The sequence below is a fragment of the Alcanivorax sp. genome, from assembly GCF_040118815.1.
In the GTDB taxonomy this organism is placed as follows: domain Bacteria; phylum Pseudomonadota; class Gammaproteobacteria; order Pseudomonadales; family Alcanivoracaceae; genus Alcanivorax.
Map to the genome: position 1 here is coordinate 643,558 of NZ_JBEDTC010000015.1, position 18,687 is coordinate 662,244.

18 protein-coding genes are annotated in these 18,687 nt (G+C 59.1%); 7 read left to right on the top strand and 11 right to left on the bottom strand.

The window, feature by feature from the left end; all coding sequences use genetic code 11:
- Positions 1–77: 77 nt before the first annotated feature.
- The 8 genes from ABNH18_RS12300 to ABNH18_RS12335 form a co-directional block, all read right to left on the bottom strand.
- A complete protein-coding gene (locus tag ABNH18_RS12300; protein WP_349383092.1) occupies positions 78–413 on the bottom strand; it encodes a 4a-hydroxytetrahydrobiopterin dehydratase in 336 nt (111 codons plus the stop codon).
- 88 nt (positions 414–501) lie between these two features.
- Positions 502–1,215, bottom strand: coding sequence for a hypothetical protein (locus ABNH18_RS12305; RefSeq protein WP_349383093.1), 714 nt, complete (start codon positions 1,213–1,215; stop codon positions 502–504).
- 72 nt (positions 1,216–1,287) lie between these two features.
- On the bottom strand, positions 1,288–1,692 hold the full coding sequence (locus ABNH18_RS12310; RefSeq protein ID WP_349383094.1) for a hypothetical protein: 405 nt from the start codon (positions 1,690–1,692) through the stop codon (positions 1,288–1,290).
- Positions 1,689–2,510 carry a fatty acid desaturase family protein gene (locus ABNH18_RS12315; protein WP_349383095.1) on the bottom strand — a complete coding sequence of 274 codons (822 nt, stop codon included), beginning with the start codon at positions 2,508–2,510 and terminating at the stop codon, positions 1,689–1,691. Before ABNH18_RS12315 ends, ABNH18_RS12310 begins: the two co-directional genes overlap by 4 nt.
- A 245-nt stretch (positions 2,511–2,755) precedes the next feature.
- Positions 2,756–4,000 carry an acyl-CoA dehydrogenase family protein gene (locus ABNH18_RS12320; protein WP_349383096.1) on the bottom strand — a complete coding sequence of 415 codons (1,245 nt, stop codon included), beginning with the start codon at positions 3,998–4,000 and terminating at the stop codon, positions 2,756–2,758.
- 95 nt (positions 4,001–4,095) lie between these two features.
- Positions 4,096–4,779: a 2-phosphosulfolactate phosphatase gene (locus ABNH18_RS12325; RefSeq protein ID WP_349383097.1), complete on the bottom strand. Its 684-nt coding sequence runs from the start codon at positions 4,777–4,779 to the stop codon at positions 4,096–4,098.
- Positions 4,780–4,829: 50 nt separating this feature from the next.
- Entirely contained in the window at positions 4,830–5,363 is a 534-nt protein-coding gene (locus tag ABNH18_RS12330; protein ID WP_349383098.1) for a hypothetical protein, read from the bottom strand.
- A 67-nt stretch (positions 5,364–5,430) separates the two neighbouring features.
- Entirely contained in the window at positions 5,431–6,171 is a 741-nt protein-coding gene (locus tag ABNH18_RS12335) for a ComF family protein (protein WP_349383099.1), read from the bottom strand.
- Positions 6,172–6,213: 42 nt separating this feature from the next.
- On the opposite strand from ABNH18_RS12335, the gene bioB reads away from it, so the two are divergent.
- The 7 genes from bioB (at position 6,214) to ABNH18_RS12370 (ending at position 14,995) form a co-directional block, all read left to right on the top strand.
- The gene (gene bioB / locus ABNH18_RS12340) at positions 6,214–7,365 is read left to right on the top strand and encodes a biotin synthase BioB (protein WP_349383100.1); all 1,152 of its coding nucleotides are present in this window, start codon (positions 6,214–6,216) and stop codon (positions 7,363–7,365) included.
- A 9-nt stretch (positions 7,366–7,374) separates the two neighbouring features.
- Positions 7,375–8,532: an 8-amino-7-oxononanoate synthase gene (gene bioF, locus ABNH18_RS12345; protein WP_349383101.1), complete on the top strand. Its 1,158-nt coding sequence runs from the start codon at positions 7,375–7,377 to the stop codon at positions 8,530–8,532.
- On the top strand, positions 8,529–9,347 hold the full coding sequence (gene bioH / locus ABNH18_RS12350) for a pimeloyl-ACP methyl ester esterase BioH (RefSeq protein WP_349383102.1): 819 nt from the start codon (positions 8,529–8,531) through the stop codon (positions 9,345–9,347). Before bioF ends, bioH begins: the two co-directional genes overlap by 4 nt.
- Entirely contained in the window at positions 9,340–10,203 is an 864-nt protein-coding gene (gene bioC, locus ABNH18_RS12355; protein WP_502876785.1) for a malonyl-ACP O-methyltransferase BioC, read from the top strand. Before bioH ends, bioC begins: the two co-directional genes overlap by 8 nt.
- A gap of 116 nt (positions 10,204–10,319) precedes the next feature.
- Complete coding sequence (gene bioD, locus ABNH18_RS12360) at positions 10,320–10,964, top strand: dethiobiotin synthase (protein WP_349383103.1); 645 nt, start codon at positions 10,320–10,322, stop codon at positions 10,962–10,964.
- A 186-nt stretch (positions 10,965–11,150) separates the two neighbouring features.
- Positions 11,151–12,878, top strand: coding sequence for an alkaline phosphatase D family protein (locus ABNH18_RS12365; RefSeq protein ID WP_349383104.1), 1,728 nt, complete (start codon positions 11,151–11,153; stop codon positions 12,876–12,878).
- Positions 12,875–14,995, top strand: coding sequence for a metallophosphoesterase (locus ABNH18_RS12370; RefSeq protein WP_349383105.1), 2,121 nt, complete (start codon positions 12,875–12,877; stop codon positions 14,993–14,995). The genes ABNH18_RS12365 and ABNH18_RS12370 overlap by 4 nt, the downstream gene beginning before the upstream one ends.
- Before the next feature lie 143 nt (positions 14,996–15,138).
- Here ABNH18_RS12370 and ABNH18_RS12375 read toward each other — a convergent pair whose 3' ends face one another.
- The 3 genes from ABNH18_RS12375 to asd form a co-directional block, all read right to left on the bottom strand.
- Positions 15,139–16,155, bottom strand: a complete 1,017-nt coding sequence (locus ABNH18_RS12375) for a glycosyltransferase family 9 protein (protein WP_349383106.1) — start codon at positions 16,153–16,155, stop codon at positions 15,139–15,141.
- Positions 16,156–16,469: 314 nt separating this feature from the next.
- Positions 16,470–17,615, bottom strand: coding sequence for an alpha/beta fold hydrolase (locus tag ABNH18_RS12380; RefSeq protein WP_349383107.1), 1,146 nt, complete (start codon positions 17,613–17,615; stop codon positions 16,470–16,472).
- 167 nt (positions 17,616–17,782) lie between these two features.
- Positions 17,783–18,649, bottom strand: coding sequence for an archaetidylserine decarboxylase (gene asd, locus ABNH18_RS12385; protein ID WP_349383108.1), 867 nt, complete (start codon positions 18,647–18,649; stop codon positions 17,783–17,785).
- Positions 18,650–18,687 lie beyond the last annotated feature (38 nt).

An 18,687-nucleotide genomic window follows, 5' to 3' on the forward strand; every position in this document is an offset into this window, starting at 1 on the left:
AGCCGTTTTGATCAGGGGGGTGGAGGAAATGGTCAAAGCGGTGAACCTCTTCGCCCGCTTCTATGCCATTTTGTAGCTTATTGCAGTGCGTCAGTCTTGGCGGCGCAGATGAAGTCATTGCGGTGCAGGCCATGAATCTTGTGTGTCCACCAGGTGACAGTGACCTTGCCGTATTCGGTGAGAATGGCGGGGTGGTGGCCTTCCTGTTCTGCCAGTTCGCCGACCTGATGGGTGAACGTCAGTGCCTGGACGAAATCTTTGAAACTGAAGTGGCGCTGCAGTTTTTCGATGCCGTCCTCTTCCACCAGTATCCAGTCCGGAACCTGGGGGTGCAGATCCTTGCGTTCCTGATCAGAGACTTGAGGGGCGTCGGCGCGGCAGGCTTCGCATTGTTGGGTGTTGAGAGTGCTCATGGCGATCAGTCCAATCTGGCTAATGAATGACAGACTCGGTTGTTCTGATTGTCAGTGATCCATTAGCCATTATCAATTCAGGGGCACCTTAACCTTGTGCGGGTTCGCACAAACGCACCGGATCACCGTTACTGCCGCCGGGGGCCATCTTTTTCAGGGCACGGCGCAGCTTTTCCATGTCGGTGTCGTCGCGAACCCGGCCGGGGATTTCCATGCCGGCCGCCAAGTTCAGTAGCACGGACTTCATCTTTTCCGGCATCAGCACGGGTTGGCGGTGCTGCAGGACGTAGATCAGGTCGCCTCGTTTGAACAGCATGAAGCCGTAGTAGTAGGTGCCGCTTTCCACCTCATCATCTTTCACTTTGGCGGCATCCACATTAATGCCGATGATGGCGAACAGTGCCTTTGGGTCTGCATCGTCCAGGAATTCCCGGTAAGAGGCTTCGGCGCTGGTGATCATGGGTGCTTTGGCGACCACGTCACGCAGGTAGCTGTTCAGGCTGAGGTTGAGTAGCGTCAGGTCCGAGGCGAAACGCGGCGCTTCGATCATCGGGTGGTTTTCCACGTTCAGGTAGTCCACCCGGAACAGGCGGCCACTGCCATCCCAGAAGGTGGTGGAGCCCCCGTTGCGGTCACAACGCTCATCCAGTACCACTTCGCCACGGAAAGTGTTGATGCCAAGATCAAGGATATAAGCGCCGGCCGGTGAAAAGTAGTAATCGCCTTGGCGTTCGCCCTGCAGGCCCTGGCAGGCAACAAGAAGCAAACTTAAGGACAACGCGGCAGTTTTGATTATTTTCATTATTCGCCCCGGATATAAAAAAGCACACTGATCATAGCATACCCGTTGCATAGTGCAGCGATTAACCTCTCCTTAAAGAATGGGCACGTTTTCCACGGTAATGATCACTTTTTGGGGGCTGGCCTTGCGGCTGCGATTGTAGTGCCAAGTAGCTTTGTGTGGCTTGTCGAAGGCGCGGGCGGAAAGTTCGGTGAGTGGCACTTCACAGGCATCAATCCGGTTGGCGGCAGTGTTGAAGGCTGCCAGTAACCGGGGGGTGATCGGGGCTTGCTGGCGGCTGACGGCGGCGCTGCACTGGCTGCCTTCGTCCACACTCAGGTAATTGACCGCCGGTGAAATCAGCACAAATTGTTTGAGTTGGCGCTGGCTGGCGTCCACCACCTCGATGCATTGATGCATCCAGTAGTAATAGCAATCCTGGGCGCGGGCGGCGGCCGCGGACAGCATGATTAGAGAGAGAATCAGGCCACGTATCATGAGGGGGCTTCTTCTCCTTCACGCTGCTGGCGGGCGGGTTCCCACTGCAACAGCACGTTTTCAGTAATCAGATGGTCCGGAATCCGGGAGCGAATTTTTGCATGAAGGTTCGGCAGTTTGCTCCAGTGCAGGCCGGGCAACATGTGGTGAGCAGTGTGGTAACCCAGATTCCAGGACGGCAGGTTGTAGCGTTTCAGTTCCACATTGCGAGAGGCATGGTAATGGTCTTCATAACCGGTACCGGCGTGTTGGCCATAGGTGTTGTCCAGCAACATGAACAGCATGCTGATCATGGGGATCAGGAAGACGATAAAGGCGTTGCGCGGGTCCAGCATAAAGGCCGCCAACAGGGGAATATTGGCGAGTACCAGCAGGCGAAGGAAGCGGCGGTACAAAGCGCGGTGCTGACGGCCGATGCGGTGGATTTCCGGATAGATGCGCAGCGTGTTAACCAGCACATAGCGCCAGCGTGGCATCAGGCTGCCGTCGGGCTGTTGCCAGGGGGACGGGTCGTTGTCCGTGTCCAGGTAGAGCTGGTGATGGCCGATATTATGATGCAGCGTCCAGCTCAGCGGACTGGTGCCGGTCTGCAGGTACATGACCATTTCGAACAGCCGGTTGAGCGGGCGCTTCACGAAGGTGTTTACGTGGTGGTGGTTGTGACAGATGGCGCCACAGGAGACCTGCACCGGCAGCAGGGCAAGCATGCCCAGCCAGGTGGTCAGCCCGTGGCTGAAAAAGAACAGGCCAAGCTGGAGGCTGAATACCGCTAACACCAGAGCAACGGCGAACCGGTCTGCCCTATAGCGTACTACCATGAGAATCACCCTGGGCCCGACGGCACATCCCGAAAACAGTGCATTCGCACTACTCTGAAAGGGCTGCTTGCTGGGCCTTACTACGAATAATGAATGAGTGTAGTCAGAGGAGATTGTGTGATGAAGACCACAAAAACCATCACGCAGGGCGCAATGGTCAATATGCTTACACTGGTGGTAGGCAATTGCTTACACAGGGCGCGATCTGTGGCTGGTCGGGCACCAGCCACAGGCCCCGTGGCGGGCTATACGCGGCCCAGCAGGTCCCTTGCAATGGCGATAATCTGCATTTCATCGGTGCCGGCATAAATCTGCAGAATCTTGGCATCGCGCATCAGCTGTTCCACGCGCGATTCGCGCATGTAGCCGTAACCGCCGTGGATCTGCACCGCTTCGGTGGCGACTTCCATGGCAACCTGGGCGGCGTAAAGTTTCATTGACGAGGCTTCTGCCAAGGTCATCTGGGCCCCTTCCGCAGTCATTTCGATATAGCGAAATACCATGTTCTGCAGGTTGGTGCGTGCCACTTCCATCTTGGCCAGTTTCAGCTGGATGAGTTGGTTCTGGCCAATGGCGCGCCCGAACTGAACCCGGTCGCTGGCGTACTGGGTGCTTAGCTCTAGAGCGCGTTCCACCATGCCCAGTGCCATGGCCGCTACCCCGGCCCGCTCCTGCATGAAGGTGCCTTTGGCGCCACTGCGTCCGTAGCTGTCCTCGCTGCCGCCCAGCAGGCGTTCCGGGCCGGCTTTCACATCGGACAGGAACAGTTCACCGGTGGGCGAGGAGCCGATGCCCATTTTCTTGAAGGGCTTGGACTGGGTCAGGCCGTCCATGCCGCTATCGAGAATAAAGGAGACGATTTTACGCTGGTCCGCCGGCACACCTTCTTCGTCCAGTTTGCAGATCAGGATGATGGTGTCGGCATAGGGGCCGTTGGTGATCCAGGTCTTGCTGCCGTTGATGATGTAACCGCCGTTGCCGTCGCGCTTGGCCAAGGTTTTCATCTGGCCGAAGGCGTCGGAGCCGGCATTGGGTTCGGAGATGGCCCAAGCGCCCACTTTTTCCAGGGTCAACAGGGGAAGGGCCCAGCGTTCTTTCTGCTCGGTGGTGCCCTTGCTCATGATGGCGCCACCGCCCAGGCCCATGGACACGCCCATGGCGGTCACCAGTCCCTGGGCATGTTTGCAAAGTTCAATAATGGGGATCATGCGCATGGCGGCTTCTTCACCGGCCATGGCAGAAGGGCCGTCTTTCTTTTTCTTTTCTTCTACGGCGTCGCCGGCGGCGAGGGCTTTCTCGCGGGCAATCTGTTTATCGAACGATTGCTTGGCCATCACGTCCATGCCAAACGTCTTGATCATTTTGCGCAGGATGTCGTAAGGGGGAACGCCGTTGTATTCGATATCATCCAGTTGCGGCACGACTTCCTTTTCCACAAAGTCGCGCACCATTTTCTGGATCATCTGCTGTTGTTCGGACCACTGGATCATCGGGCTGTCCTGTTGGGTAAGAATTCAATCAACAGTAACAAGCCCGATGGTGGCGGCGCATTGATCAAAAAGAACGGAATCATTGACGCTGGGGGTCAGCTGGCCTGTCGGGCTGTGATGCAGGGTTGCGGGTCGAACCGTACGTGCATGGTCAGCGCGCCCGGGCCTTCGCTGCTGGCGGCGGCTTCGATATCCTGCGGGCGTAGCCGGGGGTGAGTGCCGGCAAAGAACTTCTGTGCGGCCTTGGCATTCAGGGTGCGGTCGCGGGCGGCTTGATAGGTAATGCCTTCTCCGCCGAGCAGGTGGCGGATGTACTCGGCGCAGGCCACGTCTTCGTCGCCGGTGGGATGGGAGGCCACCAGCACCACGGTGGGCGGATTTTGTGCACGCAGGTAGTTGGCGGTGGCTTCCGCGTTGACCAGCCCCGCCACCAGGACTTCACGGCTGTCACGGGCGCGCAGGGTGGCGGCCACGCCGTTGGTGGTGCGCAGAATCAACTCTTTGTGCTGCAGCTCTGCCTGATCGATTTCCCAGGGGGAATTGCCAAAATCAAAGCCGGGAATCGGCAGGGCCTCCACTTCCCCGGCGAGCAGTGCGTTGGGTAGGTGATCGTCGCGCAGGGCAAAGGCCTGCTCGGCACTGGCCACCGGCCAGATGCAGCGCAGGCCCTTGCGGAAGGCGTGATGGCTGGTGGTGAAGGCGCGAATCACGTCTATCACCACGGTAATGCCATGGATGTTGTGTGGTGGGTTGTGCCCCTGGGCAATGTGTATGTCCATGGTATTCCTTGCCGAGGGGCAGCCCTGTCAGTTGTTAATCCGTGAACGGATCAGAACAACAGGCCAATGCCCCAGGTTGCGTTGTCGAAAATTTCGTCTTCGTCGTCCAGATACTGCTCTATGGCAATAGTGAACGTGAGGCGATCCCCCAGGGTCAGGCGGTCCTTGGGGGTACGCTTGCCGGTGAAGAAATCGATGATCGAACGGTAATTGAAGTCGGAGCGATAGCGAAGCAGGCCGCCTTCAGAGCCGTAACCGTATTGAATCTGAATAATGCGCCCAAAGCCTACACCGGCATAGCCATTGGTGACACGCTCGCCATCAGCAGCGGAAAGGTCATCGTCGCCGGAATCGCGGCGGATGGGCGAGTCACCAAATTTCTTGGTGCCTACGCCGGCATTCAGCGCCACGCTGGTGTAATTGGCATCCACAAAAAAGCCGGTGCCGATATTTTCCGTCGGATCTACTCGGCCAACAGACACCACGGTGCCGCGCATCAAGGTAACGCCGCTATAACGGTCTTCGGCCTGAACACTGGAGCAGCCCAGTGTCAGCAGAGTCAGTGCAATTATTATTCTTGTCATGTGATTCCCTCCGTGAACAAGCCGTTATTATGCCTAAAGGTGTCTATGGGGCCTAGGCGCGTTTTTGTCAGCGGGGATCCAGCGTGCGTGCCAGTGTCCATACGCGTACCTCTGCCGCCCCGTGATCAATCAGGCATTGTGCTGCCGCTCGGGCGCTGCTGCCGGTGGTCATCACGTCATCGATCAGGATCAGGCGCAGCCCGGTCACTGACCGCTGACACCGAAAGGCCTTGCGCAGATTGCGTTGCCGCTGCCGCCGGGTCAGCCCTTGCTGGCTGGGTGTCGGCCGTTGGCGAACCAATACTGGCAGCACCGGGCGCTGCCAGTATTGGCCCATCAGGTTGGCAAGGCGGGTTCCCTGGTCGAAGCCACGGCGCCACTGTCGCCGCCAGTGAACAGGCAGTGGGCACACGGCATCGGTATCCGCCCATGGCAGGGGCGTCTCTGCCAATAACGGTGTGATGGCGCGTTCCACCGTCAGGTCGGCCCGGTGTTTGTAGCGGGTGATAAGGGCGTCTACCGGAAACGTGTACTGCAGCGGCGATTGGCTGGCGGAAAACGGCGGTGGTTGGCGAATGCAGCGCCCGCACAGCGGGGGCGTTAAGTCTGTCACGGCGGTGGCATCGTCGCCGTGGGGCAGTCCGCAGCGGCAGACCGGGCCTGTAACGCGGGCCAGCAGGCGCAGACAGTCCGGGCACAGGCTGTGGCTTTCCCCTTTGCCGCAGAGGGTGCAGGGTGAGGGGTTGATGTGGTTGAAAAATAGCCTGCAGTAAACTTTTGTTGCGGCTTTCAGGTTGACAGGTGTCATGGGGCTCCTTAGCCTGCTGACGTCACTCGAGGAGAATGAAGCATGCCCGCCATCGCCAGCACCGCCCAATCGTCATCCACGGACATGGCTGTACGCCATGACTGGAAACGCAGTGAGATCGACGCCCTGTTTGCCTTGCCGTTCAACGACCTGATTTTTCAGGCGGCGGCGCTGCACCGGGCCCACTTCGATCCCAATGCCGTACAGGTGAGTACCCTGCTGTCGATCAAGACCGGCGCCTGCCCGGAAGACTGTAAATATTGTTCCCAGTCCGGCCACTACAATACCGAGCTGGAAAAAGAGAAGTTGCTGGAAGTGTCCCGGGTGGTGGAAGAGGCCAAGGCCGCCCGCCAGAACGGCGCTTCGCGATTCTGCATGGGCGCCGCCTGGCGTAGCCCCCGCGACAAGGATATGCCCTACGTGCTGGACATGGTTCGCCAGGTGAAAGACCTGGGCATGGAAACCTGCATGACCCTGGGCATGCTTGATGAAGGCCAGGCGGGTGCGTTGGCCGAGGCGGGGCTGGATTACTACAACCACAATCTGGATACCTCGCCGGAGTACTACGGCCGGGTGATCACCACCCGGACCTATAACGACCGTCTGTCCACTCTGGCCAATGTGCGCGACGCAGGCATGAAGGTGTGCTGTGGCGGCATCGTTGGCATGGGCGAAGAGCGTAATGATCGGGTGGGTCTGCTGCAGCAGCTGGCCAACCTGCCCCATCATCCAGAGTCCGTTCCTATCAATATGCTGGTGAAGATCGAAGGCACGCCGCTGGCGGACGTGGACGATCTGGACCCGTTTGAGTTTGTCCGCACCGTGGCGGTGGCTCGCATCCTGATGCCGGAATCCTATGTGCGGTTGTCCGCTGGTCGTCAGGAAATGAACGACGAAGCCCAGGCCCTGTGTTTCATGGCCGGCGCCAACTCGATCTTTTATGGCGAGCGCCTGCTGACCACCGATAATCCGGAAGCCAACCACGATCAGCGCCTGTTCAAACGTTTGGGTATTCACCCGCTGGACCCGCGTCACGAGGCGTCCGACCAGGCCCATGAGGAAGCGATTCAGGCCCAGGTGTCCGAGCAGCAGGCTGAAGAAGCCGGGCTCTTTTATAACGCCATGGACAGCAAGCGCAGCGCCAAGCACGTGCTGGACAAGGACACCGGGCGGCCCACTGCTACCGAACACTGAGGTCTGCCCGTGGGCTTTGATTTGGCCACCGACTTGGCGGCGCGCCGCCGCCAGCACCGTTATCGCCAACCGCACATCATGGACGGCCCCAGTGGTCGCCATGCGGTGCTGGGTGGGCGACAGTATCTGAATTTCTGCAGCAATGATTATCTTGGCCTGGCCAATGACCCGGCGGTGGTTGCCGCATTGCGCCAGGGCGCCGCTGACTGGGGCGTGGGCAGTGGCGCTTCGCATCTGGTGTGTGGCCACCAGCGCCCGCATCAGGATCTGGAAGAGGCGCTGGCTGAGCACACTGGCCGTGAACGAGCCTTGCTGTTTTCCACCGGTTACATGGCGAATCTTGGCGTGATGACGGCCCTGCTGGGCAAGGGCGATGCGGTGTTTCAGGATCGCCTGAATCACGCCTCGTTGCTGGATGGTGGCTTGCTCAGTGGCGCCCGTTTTCGCCGTTTTTCCCATAACGATGGGCAAGCGTTGGCCAGCCAGCTGGCGCGCAGTGAGGCCCGCCGCAAACTGGTGGTGGCCGATGGCGTCTTCAGCATGGATGGCGACGTGGCCCCGCTGGCCGCTTATGCCGATGCCTGCGAAGCCCATGATGCCTGGTTAATGGTCGATGATGCCCACGGTATCGGCGTGCTGGATGCTCAGGGCCGTGGCAGCGTGTTTGCCCAGCAGGTCAACGATCGGGTGCCGGTGCTGATGGGGACGTTGGGCAAGGGACTCGGTACGGCCGGGGCCTTTGTGGCGGGTAGCAGCGAGTTGATCGAAACGTTAATCCAGTTCGCCCGCACTTATATCTACACCACGGCCATGCCGGCGGCGGTGGCAGCGGCGTCGCTGATCAGTCTGGACAAAGCCCGTGAAGAGACTTGGCGGCGGCAAAAACTGGCGGTGCTGATACAGCGCTTTCGTGATGGTGCCGAGCAGCTGGGATATCACTTGATGGACTCGGCTACGCCGATTCAACCGCTACTGATTGGCGACGATGCGGGTGCCATGGCGTTAAGCGCAACGCTGCGCGAACAGGGCATGTTGATTACCGCAATCCGCCCACCCACCGTGCCACAAGGTCAGGCGCGGTTGCGTATCACCTTGTCTGCTGCCCATGAAGAAGACGATGTGGACCGGCTGCTGCAGGCGCTGTCGACGAGCAAGGAAATCCAATGAGCTTGATCCCCTTTCACAATACCTACCGGCCCACTGGTGTGAGCATGGAGGACGCCGACGATATCGTCTTGATTCATGGCTGGGGGCTGCACGCCATTGTCTTTGACGACATCGTGCCGGCACTGCTCGAGCACTTCCGGGTGACCGTGGTTGACCTGCCGGGCATGGGGCAGAGCCCGTTGCCGAACGACGATTACACCCTGGATTTTCTGGCGGAACAGGTGCTGGCGATCATGCCAGAACGAGCTCACCTGCTGGGTTGGTCGCTCGGTGGGCTGGTGGCGCTGGCCATGGCCGACAAAGCGCAGGAGCGAGTGCATTCGGTGGTTACCGTGGCCACCTCGCCGCGCTTCACCGCCACCAAGGATTGGCTGCCGGCGATGAAGCCGGAGATCCTGGCCAAGTTTGGTGAAATGTTTGATGAAGACAACGAAGGCACCCTGGTGCGCTTTCTGGCGCTGAACTGCAAAGGCAGTGCGGCCATGCGCGAGGACACTGCCCGGCTTAAACAGATTTTGTATTTTTGCGGTTTGCCAGCGCCCAAGGCGCTGCGCGGTGGGCTGACCATTTTGCGTGACAGTGACCTGCGTGAATCATTGCCGACGCTGCCTATGCCGGTGCTGATGGTCTTCGGTGAGCACGACCACATCGTCCCGGCGGCGGCCATGGTGGCCGTGGAGCCGCTGATCCAGCACGGGCGCACTGCCTTGATTGAACAGGTGGCTCATGTGCCGTTCCTGTCTGCCCCGGATACCTTTACCCTGGCCGTGTATGACTTCTATCGCGATTATCAGTTGGTGGGAAAGGATGCCTGACCGGGTTTGTGGGAGCGGTCGCTCGACCGCGAAAGTGCCTGCACGGCCACCAATATCTTCTGCGAGGTCGAACGACCGCCACCACGATAAACGCACAGTCAGCCAGCATTTTGGCCGGGCTGCCCGCAGCTATGACGAGCATGCCATGTTGCAACTGGCGGTGGGCCGTTCACTGGTGCAACGTCTGCCGGATTCGCTACCGGTAAAGCACGCGCTGGACCTGGGCTGTGCCACTGCTCCGTTTGCCCGCGCCCAGCAGCAGGCGCTGCCGGATGTGCAGTGGCAGGCGGTGGATTTGTCTGCCGCCATGTTGGCGGAAGCGGCGGAGCGAGGGCGTCTGGATGGGACTTATCAGCCTCTCTGTGCGGATGCGGAAAACCTGCCGTTGCCGGCCGCATCTCAGGGCCTGGTGTTCAGCTGTTTTGCGTTGCAGTGGTGCGATCCGTTGCGCGTCATGGAGGAGGTCAGCCGGGTGTTGGCACCGGGCGGTCGGCTGTTGCTGGCGGTGCCGTTGTCAGGTTCACTTCGTGAATTGCAGACAAGCTGGCAGCGCGTGAATCAGCACCCCCATGTGAATACTCTGCCATCGCTGTCGCACTGGCGTGATGCCGCGTTGAGTGCGGGGTTTGCCGATGCGGACCTGCAGCAGCAAGTGATGGTGGAATATTATGATTCGGTGAAAGCCATTGCGCGCCGCCTGAAAGCCACCGGCGCGGATCATGTCAGTGGTGCGTCCGGCCTCACTGGCAAGAACGCCTGGCAGGCTATGGTGCACGAATATGAAACACTGCGGACAGAACAGGGGCTGCCGTTGACCTGGAATGTGTTGTTTCTGGACGCGGAAAAAACACAGTAACGAGTCACGAGGAGCGAGTTGCGAAAGGCAAAACCGGTTTTGGCTTTCGTGACTCGTCACTCGAAACTCGCCTGGCATAAGCGCAGTTTGAGCCTCACAACAACGATGATGCGGACATGACAGAACAGAAACCCCCTCTTCCCGCCCTCAAGGGCATCTTCTTCGTTACTGGCACAGACACCGAAGTCGGCAAGACCTGGGTGAGCTGTCGCTTGTTGGAGCGGGCCCGGGAGGCTGGGCTCAGTTGCTATGGGCTCAAGCCGATTGCGGCGGGCTGCGATGAGACGCCTGACGGCTGGCGTAATGAAGATGCCTTGCAGCTGATGGCGGCCAGCTCGGTGAAGTTGCCCTATGAAACGGTAAACCCGGTGGCGTTCAAGGCGCCAGTCGCACCGCATATTGCCGCGCAGCAGGAAGGTAAAACCATTAACCTTTCCCGCCTTGTCGGTTATGTGCGTGGCGCGTTGAGCGCCCATCCCGCAGACCTGATCTTGATTGAAGGGGCGGGCGGATGGCGGGTGCCGCTTAACGACCGAGAGATGTTATCCGGGTTGGCCAAGGAGTTGGATGTGCCGGTGATTCAGGTTGTCGGCATGAGGCTGGGATGTATTAATCACGCCTTGCTAACCGCAGAGGCCATCGAGAAAGATGGCTTGCGTTATGCCGGTACCATGGCGAACTGTTTTGGCGAGATGGCGGTGCAGGAAGAAAATCTGCTCACGCTACGCCAACATCTTCCCGGCGCATTTGCGTTGGTTTGACCGGAATAATCACTGAAATTTCCTAATATTTTCTCTGCCCTGTCATCTTTAACTGGGCGGTTACAGGGGGCTACATAGCACTACAGTGCGACTACCCAAGCCCCACTGTTTCCGTGCAATTTCCTGCCTAATCTTGACGTGCTGTTGCCGTAGGGCGATGGCCTTTTAGGGTTAGGGGGAATTCTCATGGATCGCAAACGACGCACCCTGGTGCAGGCGTTGGGCGCGGGTGGCGCGCTATCGCTGGCGGGTTGTGGTGGCAGTGATAGCGCCTCACCTACGGTGAAGGCCAATACTCCGACACCCAATGTACCGGAAGTGCCGGAGGAGCCTGATACGCTACCCGGGGTATCTTTCCAGCATGGTGTGGCCTCCGGTGATCCATTATCGGACCGGGTCATTCTCTGGACCCGCGTCACTCCGGATCTGGATAGCGGTGAGGATGTGGCTGTCACCGTTACTGTGGCCAGTGATCTGGCCATGCAGCAAACGGTGACCAGTTATACCGCCACCGCCAGTGCGTCCAGTGACTACTGCGTGAAGCAGGATGCCACGGGTCTGCAGCCGGACCGTTGGTATTACTATCAATTTTCAGTGGGTGACCAGCGCTCGAAAGTGGGGCGGACCCGGACTTTTCCCGCATCGGAAACGTTTATCGACCGGGCCCGTTTTGCGGTGGTCTCCTGCGCCAACTATCCCTACGGGTTTTTCTCCGTATACCGGGCCGTGGCCAATCATGCGGATCTGGATTTTGTCTTGCACCTTGGCGATTACCTGTACGAGTACGGGGCTGGTGAGTACGGTGATTTTCCCGAGCGCGATCCGCAACCTTCCCATGAAATGATCACCCTGGCGGATTATCGTCAGCGTCATGCGCAGTACAAAACCGACGAAGATCTGCAGGCCGTGCATCAACAGTTCCCGATGATTGCCGTGTGGGATGACCATGAATCCACCGACAACAGCTACAGCGACGGGGCGGGCAATCATGATCCGCTGACCGAAGGGGATTGGGGTAAACGCAAACAGATTTCCCAGCAGGCCTATTTCGAATGGTTACCGATCCGGCCCCGTGAGCCGGGTAACCACAGTGTGATCTACCGTAATTTTTCTTTTGGTGATCTGATCGATCTGACCATGCTGGATACTCGCTTGGAAGGTCGCGATGAGCAGTTGACCATACCCGCCGATCCGGGCCGTAATGATAAGAATCGACACCTGATCAGCGAGCAGCAGATGGATTTTCTGCTGGACAGTTTGAGCGAATCCAATAGCCAGTGGCGTTTCATCGGCCAGCAGGTCATGTTTGCGCAACTCAATATTGCCGAGATTCCTGCGCTGAGCGAGCGCCATGCCCAACTGCGCGGCAATTTATCTGCCATCAACATGGATCAGTGGGATGGCTACGCGGCGGATCGGCTGAAAATTCTGAACCATATCGACGATAACGATATCGATAATGTGGTGATTCTCACCGGCGATATCCACACCTCCTGGGCCAGCGAAATCTACCGCAACCCGGGCACCCTGCTGGGCGATCTGTTCGACAAGGCGTTGGCGGCAGAATTTGTCACCCCCGCGGTGACCAGCCCCGGTTTTCCGGAAGGCGTGGCAGAGCTTGCCGGTGTAGTGATTCCCGTGGCCAATCCGCATATTCGCTATGTGGAAGCTAAATCTCGCGGCTTCATTCTGGTGGATGTTACCCGGCAGCGTGCCCAGGGTGAGTTCTACTACGCGCAAAGCATTGAGTCCTACGATTTGCGTGGACAGATTAATACGGCAAAAACCAAGGTGGTGACGGTAAAAAATGGTGATAGCCGCATTATCGAAGACCAGCCCCTGTCCCGACCGCGCACGGTGCGCACCGCATTTTCCCATCCCCCTGTGCTGAATACTGAAGAGGTGATCTCATGAGCGCTTACTGGAAACTGTTACCCCTGGTGGCGGCGATTACCCTGACGGCCTGTGGTGGAGGGGGCTCCTCCAGTAGTGGTGAGAATGCCGGTGCCGATGGCGGTAATGTGGAAACCCCCAATGGCCCCGATGATGGTGGTGAAGGCGACGGTGATCCGAATGACGGTGGCGGTGATGAAGCCGTCGACAACCCGCCAGCGGCGGTACGCTTTATCGTAATTGGCGATTCCGGTAGCGGCTCTGTGGGTCAGTATGCCGTGGGGCAGGCGATAGCCGATGTCTGTGACGGCAAGGATGAATTTGTCGGTGACATGGCCTTTGTGGGGTGCGATCTGGTGGTCGGCCTGGGCGATAATATTTATGAGGCTGGGGTCACCAGCGTGGATGATCCCCAGTTTGAGGAAAAATTCGAAAAGCCGTTTGAGCCGGTGCAGCTGCCGTTCTATATGGTGCTGGGTAACCACGACAATACTGGTTACGTGGGCGGCGACGGAGCGGGCAATGCCCGTGGCGAATTCCAGGTGGATTACTCCTATTTCGATGGCCGCCTGTCCGATCGCTGGAAGATGCCGGGTCGTTATTTCAAACACAGTGTCGGGGCTGCCAGCCTAGGGGGACGCCCCCTGGTGGATTTCTTCGCGCTGGATTCCAACCCCATTGCCGGCGGTTTTGCCGACCCGGATAGACGCTACGCGTATCACACCTATGGTGTTGATCAGCGCAACTGGGCAGTGAATGCCATTGCTGGCTCCAATGCGGTATTCCGTATCGGCATGGCGCACCATCCGTACTTGTCTAATGGTAGTCACGGTAACGCGGGCAACTACGATGGCGTACCCAGTGAACTGTTGCCGGTGCTGGCCGGTGAGCGCTGGAAGGCGTTCATGGAAGAAGCGGTTTGCGACCAGACCGATTTTTTCCTTGCCGGTCATGACCACGATTTGCAGGTGCTTAATGCTGTGCCGTCCTGCGGGCGCACGGAGTTTGTTGTCAGTGGTGCTGCAGGCAAGACTCGATCCATTGATGATCCGGAGCGTAATACTGCCCGGTTTCAGCAAGGGGATGTTTACGGATTTTTCTGGATGAAAGCGGTAGAGGCAAATGCCGAAACCATGGCTCCGGCCAAGCTTTGCATCGAAGCCTATACGGTGGACCCGGAAGAAGAAGGCTTGGGCGTTATGAGTGGCGGTGAACTGACGCCAGCTTACACTCATTGTTATGAGAAGCAGCCCATGGTGCTGCTCAGTGGCAACAACGATTTCTCCGGCCAGCCGCTGGGCGATGGCGCATTGCCGTTACCGCTGCCGGATGGTTTTGATGCGGACTTCACCGGCCCATTGAAAGAACTGCGCGAGACATTGGTGTCCGGCTTTACCGAAGTGGGCGCCAACCTGCCGGAAGAACAACGCCAAGTGTTCGATCAAATCATTGCCGGTACGGACATACTGTTCAATGCCATGGATGCGGCCACCGCGGCGATCCTGGAAGGCGACAGCAGTGAAATGACGCAATCGGTACAGGCGGTGCTGGCGGCTTCCGAGCAGTTGCAGGCCATTGATACCAGTAGCTTGCCGGCACCCTTTGACCAGCTTGGCAGCGCCTTTGATGCCCTGGCCGCAGGCATCGGTACGGGCAGCGGCGATGTGGGCCTGGGCGGTGAGGGCAGCACGGTAGACGACATTGCCTTTATTGCTGCGCCGCTGGTGTCTCTGTCGCGCAACCTGAACAATATTCTGGATGGCGTTGAGGAGCAGGTGCCAGGCGAAGTACCGGTGTTCGCCGGGCTGACCTCCGTGCTGTCCACGGTGTCGCTGGGGTTGGCCAATACGTTGGAGCAGTTGGTGATGCTGGATAGCAGTGCCACCGGTGAGCAGCTGGTGGGTACCGTGCAGGCAACCTTGGAACATCTGGTCAATGACGTGCTGTGGCTTAACCAGATTCCCGGCGCAGGCGATTACACCACCTTGCCAGGCGATGCCTTGTCATCGGTGTTGCTCACGGTGGTCCGTGAAGTCACGGAGCAGTTGGATGAGCGGTTGTTGAACCCGTTGGCTCCCTTGCTGGATTTGTTATCGCCGATCACCGGCTTGCTGGCGGGTTTGTTCGACGGCCTGTAACCGGAAGCAGAAAACGCATTCTCACAACAACAAAGGCAGATCCATTTTTTGACAATGACGCAGTCCGGAAACGGGCTGCGTTTTCTTTTTTTTCGTCTGCAGGCAAACGCCATTATTGAATAATTAAAAGAGTGCGCTTGGCGTCACACTGCGCGGCGGGGTGTGGTGGCCTGTGTGCCGACAGGGACGCCCAGTGCTGACAGCGTGTCCATCACTTGATCCACGGTAATGCGCTGTAGGCAGGGATAAGTGTCCTGCACACAGCTGCTGCGCTCACATTCCGCTGCGCAGGCTTGCCAGCGCAATACACGGGCGAGGGGGGAGAGTGGATGCCAGAGGTTGTCGTTGGTGGGGCCGAACAGACCGACGGTGGGAATGCCGCAAGCTGCCGCCAAGTGCATGGGGCCGCTGTCGTTGCCTACATAGGCTCGGCTGTGCTGAAGCAGTGCGATGAATTCCGACAGACTGAGTTGGTCGCACAGGTCCAGCACGGGTTTGCAGAGAAAGGATTGTACGCGGGCAATTTGCACACGGTCCTTGTGTCCGGCGCCAACCAATATGGGGGTGAGCCCGGCCCGGCGCGCCTGTTGGCACAGGGACGCGAATTGTTCCGCGTGCCACATCTTGTAAGTCTTGGTTGCGCCTACATGCAGAATCAGGCGAGTGTCGCCAGCGTGGGTTGGCAGTAAGGCGCTGATGCGTTCGTTGCTATTCGGGCATGGGGTTAGCGGCAGGTAGGTCGCCGGCGCTGTTGCAGCGGGTTGGCTCAGGCTGGCGTAGCCGTCCCAGCGGTGGCCTTGCCAGTCTGGTTCCGGTGACAAGGTATAGAACCAGTGACCATGGCGGCGCGGTGGCCCGATTCGTGTTGGCGCACCGGACAGCCGACTCAGCGTGGCCGATTTCTGTTCCCCTTCAATATCCACACAGATGTCCGCGCGAAAGCGTCGCAGGGCTCGCACAAAGATCAGGTAATGTTTCAGTCGTTGCCAAACAGGCCGAGGCGAAGAGAGGGCCTGTTCCGGATAAAAAAGCAGTCGCTCTTCGCCGGGCAAGCTTTGCGCTACCAGTGTTTGGTAACGGGCATCGACCACCAGCAAGGCATCCGGATGTGCCGAGAGCATGGCGCGCAAATGCGGCAGAGCAATCAACAGATTGCCCATGTGACTGCACGGAAAAAGAATCAACAGGCGAGGCATGAAAGCGAACACAGTTGTCAGCGGAAACTGCTTTCAGGCTAGGCGGTAAGCGTGACGGTTATATGACGAGCCACAAGCTACAAGCTACAAGCTTGGTTAGGAAAAGCGGAAAAGGTCCTTGGGCTCGACAGGTTTCAGGAAACATTGCGGATAGGCTCGGATGCCTGTCGCCTCGCTCCGCTCGGTTCGCCCCTCAAGCTGGGCTCCTACAGTCGATCCCGCGACGGGGGTGGGTGTCGCGCCTAACCCGCGTTGTCACTAGCAGCTCGTCGCTGCTTTTAATCCCGCTCAATCAACCAGTCCGCAATTCGCCCCCAGCTCTGTTTCTGCGCCGCGGCGCTGCCCAGGATGCCCATGTGCCCACCATCAATGGTGACAAAGGTTTTATCCTTGCTGCGGATTAGCGGCTTCATGGCCTGGCTGCATTCCGGGGTGACGATGGGATCGTTGGCGCCGGTGATGTTGAGCACGTTGGCGGTGACCTGGTTCAGGTGCCCGTCAGTTCCCGCCATGGGGAGCTGGCCATGGGCGACCACGTTGTCAGTCCACAGGTACCGGATGATGTCCTGAATAACGCTGCCGGGATACGCCACCATGTCATCCAGAAAGGCGCCGTTGGTTGCGTGGGAGGCGACGAAGTCCCGGTCGTGCAGGTTCTTGATCAGACTCCAGTAGCCTTGCAGGCTACCCACCGGGTTGGTGAGCTTGAACGCCAGGCTGTTTATCCAGCCCGGTGAGCGCAGCAGGTTGGCGGGCACATTGTGAATGCGCAGGCCAGTGCGGCTGCGGATCCATTTGGCTCGCCGGCTTAGGGCGCGGTACTGGCCACCCAGGGCGCCGTTGCGGTGATAGTCCGCGGGCGCGCCGATCAGCACCAGGTTCTTGATGTCCGGGTCATTGCCCAGGGCGGTGTAGCACAGGCTGAACAGGCCGCCGAAGCTCCAGCCATGCAGGCTCAGTTTTTTCTGGCCACTGTGCTGGCGGACCTGCACCAACAGTTTGGGCAGGTAGTCCGCAAAGTAGCTGCTCAGGCTCAGATGGTTGTGGTGGCGACCGGGCCGGCCCCAGTCGACCATGTACAATTCAAAGCCCCGGGCGCGCAGGTAACGCACCAGACTGCGCTGGGGGAACAGATCATAGATCAGCATGTTCACCGCCAGCGGTGCGACCAGCACCAGCGGGGTGCGCTGGGTGGTCTGGCTGACCGGGGTCACCGTTCCGTCGGACAGGGGAATGGCGTTTTCCGTCAACGGCGGGTAATAACGCAGTTTTACCAGACCATCGTCGAACAGGGTGTCGTAGGGCGTCTGCTCCGCCTGGCTCAGTTGCTGGGCGTCGAATAGGCGGGCGCGGCCATTGTCCAGACGTTGACGCCAGGGGCGGGTTCGGGTTTGAACGGCCTGTTGCAGTGTGTCAGTGAGCATGAAATCTACCGGCTAGGAATCAACGGCCGGTTATTGTAGGGGAGATGCGGGCTGGCACAGTTGCCGTGCGGACCGGGAGTGATGTCAGGGGGGATACCCGCCCCGAATTACCGCAATTGGGGTCATTGCGGCGGGACGGGAGGTGTGCAAGTCGGCGTGCGTTCCGCTCAGTGGGTGTAAGCACCCAGTTTGCCGCGTACCTGAACGAGGCTGCCGGCTTTCAGTGCGTCGTCAAACCCGGCTTTGCCTTCCGGGAACAGCATGACCACGGTGGAGCCGAGCAAGAAGCGACCCAGCTCGTCCCCTTTTTCCAGGGTGATGGGGGCGGTGCGCAGGTAGTCGGTGGTGACCACCTGTTTGGGTAGCGGCGTCACCTGGCCGCTGAAGACGGTTTCGATGCCGGCGACGATCATGGCGCCCACCAGAATCACTGCCATGGGGCCCTGTTCGGTATCAAAGATGCACACCAGCCGTTCGTTGCGGGCAAACAGGTTAGGGACGCCGTTGGCGGTGGCTTCGTTCACTGAAAACAGGTCGCCGGGCACGTAACGGGTTTCGCGCAGGGTGCCGGTAAAGGGCATGTGCACCCGGTGATAGTCGCGGGGAGACAGGTAAACCGTAGCGAACTGACCGTTGGTGAATTCGCTGGCCAGAGCGCTGTCACCGCCAAGCAGGTCGTACAGTGAATAATCGTGGCCCTTGGCCTGGAATACCTGATTGGCGCGGATGGCGCCCAGCTGGCTGACGGCCCCGTCTGCGGGGCAGGCAATCTCGTTATCGCCGCTGGCTTCCAATGGGCGGGCGTCGGCTTTCAGCGCCCGTGTAAAAAAGGCATTGAAAGAGGGAAATTGATCCGCGTCTTCAATTTGTGCTTCGGACAGGTCAATACCGAACCGTTTCATGAACGCGTTGATAAAGGTGGTCTTGATCCACGGCACTTCGCTGCGGGCCAGCAGGCCGACCAGCCGGGACAGGGCGTGCTGAGGGATCAGGTACTGCAGGGTAACGAACAGTTTGTCGCGCCAGTTATTCAAGGGGAATCCTTACTCTTTCAGGAGGCCATTGGCCCAGG

Bases quoted from the DNA above. Each gene is read 5' to 3' on its own strand.
- ABNH18_RS12365 (WP_349383104.1), top strand. From the start codon at position 11,151: ATGGATCGCAAACGACGCACCCTGGTGCAGGCGTTGGGCGCGGGTGGC.
- bioC (WP_502876785.1), top strand. From the start codon at position 9,340: ATGCCTGACCGGGTTTGTGGGAGCGGTCGCTCGACCGCGAAAGTGCCT.
- bioB (WP_349383100.1), top strand. From the start codon at position 6,214: ATGCCCGCCATCGCCAGCACCGCCCAATCGTCATCCACGGACATGGCT.
- ABNH18_RS12310 (WP_349383094.1), bottom strand. From the start codon at position 1,692: ATGATACGTGGCCTGATTCTCTCTCTAATCATGCTGTCCGCGGCCGCC.
- bioD (WP_349383103.1), top strand. From the start codon at position 10,320: ATGACAGAACAGAAACCCCCTCTTCCCGCCCTCAAGGGCATCTTCTTC.
- ABNH18_RS12380 (WP_349383107.1), bottom strand. From the start codon at position 17,615: ATGCTCACTGACACACTGCAACAGGCCGTTCAAACCCGAACCCGCCCC.
- ABNH18_RS12320 (WP_349383096.1), bottom strand. From the start codon at position 4,000: ATGATCCAGTGGTCCGAACAACAGCAGATGATCCAGAAAATGGTGCGC.
- ABNH18_RS12335 (WP_349383099.1), bottom strand. From the start codon at position 6,171: ATGACACCTGTCAACCTGAAAGCCGCAACAAAAGTTTACTGCAGGCTA.
- ABNH18_RS12315 (WP_349383095.1), bottom strand. From the start codon at position 2,510: ATGGTAGTACGCTATAGGGCAGACCGGTTCGCCGTTGCTCTGGTGTTA.
- ABNH18_RS12370 (WP_349383105.1), top strand. From the start codon at position 12,875: ATGAGCGCTTACTGGAAACTGTTACCCCTGGTGGCGGCGATTACCCTG.
- ABNH18_RS12330 (WP_349383098.1), bottom strand. From the start codon at position 5,363: ATGACAAGAATAATAATTGCACTGACTCTGCTGACACTGGGCTGCTCC.
- ABNH18_RS12305 (WP_349383093.1), bottom strand. From the start codon at position 1,215: ATGAAAATAATCAAAACTGCCGCGTTGTCCTTAAGTTTGCTTCTTGTT.
- ABNH18_RS12325 (WP_349383097.1), bottom strand. From the start codon at position 4,779: ATGGACATACACATTGCCCAGGGGCACAACCCACCACACAACATCCAT.
- bioH (WP_349383102.1), top strand. From the start codon at position 8,529: ATGAGCTTGATCCCCTTTCACAATACCTACCGGCCCACTGGTGTGAGC.
- ABNH18_RS12375 (WP_349383106.1), bottom strand. From the start codon at position 16,155: ATGGGCAATCTGTTGATTGCTCTGCCGCATTTGCGCGCCATGCTCTCG.
- ABNH18_RS12300 (WP_349383092.1), bottom strand. From the start codon at position 413: ATGAGCACTCTCAACACCCAACAATGCGAAGCCTGCCGCGCCGACGCC.